Source organism: Pengzhenrongella sp. (assembly GCF_036565025.1).
GTDB lineage: Bacteria > Actinomycetota > Actinomycetes > Actinomycetales > Cellulomonadaceae > Pengzhenrongella.
The window spans coordinates 1-2,583 of the sequence record NZ_DATCNW010000146.1 but is presented as its reverse complement, the minus strand read 5'-3'; the positions used below and the strand labels follow the sequence as shown (position 1 = coordinate 2,583).

Below are 2,583 nucleotides of genomic sequence, written 5' to 3'. Positions count from 1 at the left end.
CCGAGCGACTCGATCTCGTCCATCTCGCCGTCGCCGAGGAAGGCCCACACGTGCGAGGTCGACGTGTCGGCGAGCCCACGGGCGTGCAGGTAGCGGTTGAACCGCGCCTGGTAGATGGCGCCGATCGGGCCCAGGCCCATCGACACGGTCGGGAACTCCCAGAACTCCGGCATGAGCCGCGGGTGCGGGTAGGACGACAGGCCGTAGGGGGCGTGCGACTTCTCCTGACGGAAGCCGTCGAGGTGCCGCTCGGTGAGGCGACCCTCGAGGTAGGCGCGAGCGTAGATGCCCGGCGCGGCGTGCCCCTGGAAGTAGATCTGGTCGCCCGTTCCGCTGGCGAGGTCCTTGCCGCGGAAGAAGTGGTTGTAGCCGACCTCGTACAGCGACGCCGCGCTCGCGTAGGTGGCGATGTGCCCGCCGACGCCGACCGTCATGTTCGCGCGCGTCACCATGATCGCGGCGTTCCAGCGGATGTAGGCGCGGATGCGGCGCTCGATGTCCTCATCGCCCGGGAACCACGGCTCGCGCTCGGGCGGGATCGTGTTGATGTAGTCGGTGCTGCGCAGTGCGGGCACGCCGACCTGGCGTTCGCGGGCGCGCTCGAGCAGCTTGAGGATGAGGAACCGCGCCCGTTGGCGACCGTCGGAGTCGACGGCCGCGTCGAACGACTCAATCCACTCCCGTGTCTCTTCGGGGTCGATGTCCGGCAGCTGGCTGGGCAGCCCGTCAGTGATGATGTTGAATCGGTCTCGGGTCACGCCCTCCAGTGTCCACCAACCCCGAGCCGCTAGGGTCACCAGGAGAGTTACCGCGAGGTAATGCTGGATTGCCTCAGCCAATCGAAGCCTCAGGAGGATGTCGCCGTGAGCACGACCCCACCGTCCGGGAACGGACCGGGTGTTGCAGAGCGGATGGGCCTCAAGCCCTCGATGATCGTGATGGAGATCGGCTACGACGACGACGTCGATGACGACCTGCGTGGCCTGATCGAGGACTGCACGGGCGGAGACCTCGTCACCGAGGACTCCGACGAGGTCGTCGATGTCGTGCTGGTCTGGTACCGGGAGGACGACGGTGATCTCGGCGACCTGCTGGTCGACGCAATCGGGCCGCTCGCCGACGACGGGTTCATCTGGCTGCTGACGCCCAAGCGGGGGCGGGCCGCCTACGTCGAGCCGTCCGACATTGCCGAAGCGGCGTCGGTCGCGGGACTGTCGCAGACCTCGATCACCACCGCGGGAACGGAGTGGTCTGCCGCCCGGCTCGCTGGGCGCAAGTCGAGCGGAGCGAAGCGATGATCGAGGTCGGCGACGAGGCTCCGGACTTCACGCTGCGCGATCAGAACAACGAGGAGGTCACCCTCTCGGCGTTCCGCGGGTCGCGTGCGCTGCTGGTGATCTTCTACCCGCTCGCCTTCACCGGCATCTGCACCGGCGAGCTGTGCGCGGTGCGCGACGACCTGCCGGCGTACCAGAACGACGAGGTACAGGTCGTGTCGATCAGCGTCGACTCGGCCTACTCGCAGAAGGTATTCAGCGAGCGTGAGGGCTTTGAGTTCCCGCTGCTGTCGGACTTCTGGCCGCACGGCGCGGTCGCCCAGAGCTACGGCGTCTTCAACGAGGTCACGGGGTTCGCCAACCGCGGCACGTTCCTCGTCGACAAGGACGGCATCGTCCGCTTCGCCGAGATGAACAAGGCGGGCGAGGGCCGCGACGCCCAGGACTGGCGCGACGCGATCGCCAAGTTGTAGCTGCCGGAGCGCCGGTTTCGTCCACTCCCATCCTCGGTGATCAACAGCAGTTGGTGGTCGCTATAGCGACCGTTCGGCGCTGTTGATCATGGTGGGCCGGTGGGCGCGCACCAGGGCGTCGATCGCGGGACGGTCCGTGCCCTCGACGGGCCGGTGCACCGCCTCCGCGCGGTCGATCACCAGGCCGGCGCCGGACAGATCTGCTACGACGTCCGCCGCGGTGAACAGGACCGTCGCATCCTGGGGTCCGCCGACGCCGTCCGCGATGTTCGTCGAATCATGGCCGATGACGAGCAGCGTGCCGCCGCGAGCCAGTGCGTCCGCGGCACCCGTCAGCGTCGCTCTCCACTCGGCCGGCGCGAGGTGCAGGTAACACAGGAGCGTGAGGTCGACCGGCTCGTCTGGCCGGTAGGTCGTCGCGTCGCCGTGCACCCAGGTGACGCGGGGTGCGGCGGGCTCCTGGCGTGATTCCAGGGTGCGGGCCTTCTCGAGGGCGACGGCGGAGAATTCGACCGCGCTCACCCGCCAGCCGCGGGCAGCCAGCCAGAGTGCGTTGCGGCCCTCGCCGCAGGCCAGGTCCAGGGCTCGTCCCGGCGGCAGGTCGGCGAGTTCGCGCGCAACCCAACGGTTGGGGTGCGTCCCCCACACCAGCTCGGCCGAGCGGTAGCGCTCGTCCCATTGCTCGGCTCTCATCGACCCACCGCGCGGCCGTATCGGTCGGTAAGCTTGGCCGCGCGGTCCTGCTCAGGTGTGCGTGGCGTCTGTTCGACTGCCGGGCCCCGAGTCTCGTCGAAGTCGCGTTCGTCCGGACGGCGCGTCTCGGCGCGCACCAT

The 2,583-nt window shown here is 68.8% G+C and carries 3 protein-coding genes and 1 pseudogene; 2 read left to right on the top strand and 2 right to left on the bottom strand.

Annotated elements, in window-relative coordinates; genetic code table 11:
- Positions 1 to 758: pseudogene (locus tag VIM26_RS08425) on the bottom strand (pyruvate dehydrogenase (acetyl-transferring), homodimeric type); the annotation flags it as partial.
- Between the two features lie 105 nt (positions 759 to 863).
- On the opposite strand from VIM26_RS08425, the gene VIM26_RS08420 reads away from it, so the two are divergent.
- Both VIM26_RS08420 and VIM26_RS08415 read left to right on the top strand, forming a co-directional pair.
- The gene (locus VIM26_RS08420; protein ID WP_414696460.1) at positions 864 to 1,298 is read left to right on the top strand and encodes a DUF3052 domain-containing protein; all 435 of its coding nucleotides are present in this window, start codon (positions 864 to 866) and stop codon (positions 1,296 to 1,298) included.
- The gene (locus VIM26_RS08415; RefSeq protein WP_331950084.1) at positions 1,295 to 1,750 is read left to right on the top strand and encodes a peroxiredoxin; all 456 of its coding nucleotides are present in this window, start codon (positions 1,295 to 1,297) and stop codon (positions 1,748 to 1,750) included. Before VIM26_RS08420 ends, VIM26_RS08415 begins: the two co-directional genes overlap by 4 nt.
- Before the next feature lie 60 nt (positions 1,751 to 1,810).
- On the opposite strand, the gene VIM26_RS08410 is transcribed toward VIM26_RS08415, so the two are convergent.
- Complete coding sequence (locus tag VIM26_RS08410; protein WP_331950082.1) at positions 1,811 to 2,443, bottom strand: class I SAM-dependent methyltransferase; 633 nt, start codon at positions 2,441 to 2,443, stop codon at positions 1,811 to 1,813.
- Positions 2,444 to 2,583 lie beyond the last annotated feature (140 nt).

Bases quoted from the DNA above. Each gene is read 5' to 3' on its own strand.
- VIM26_RS08410 (WP_331950082.1), bottom strand. From the start codon at position 2,443: ATGAGAGCCGAGCAATGGGACGAGCGCTACCGCTCGGCCGAGCTGGTG.
- VIM26_RS08415 (WP_331950084.1), top strand. From the start codon at position 1,295: ATGATCGAGGTCGGCGACGAGGCTCCGGACTTCACGCTGCGCGATCAG.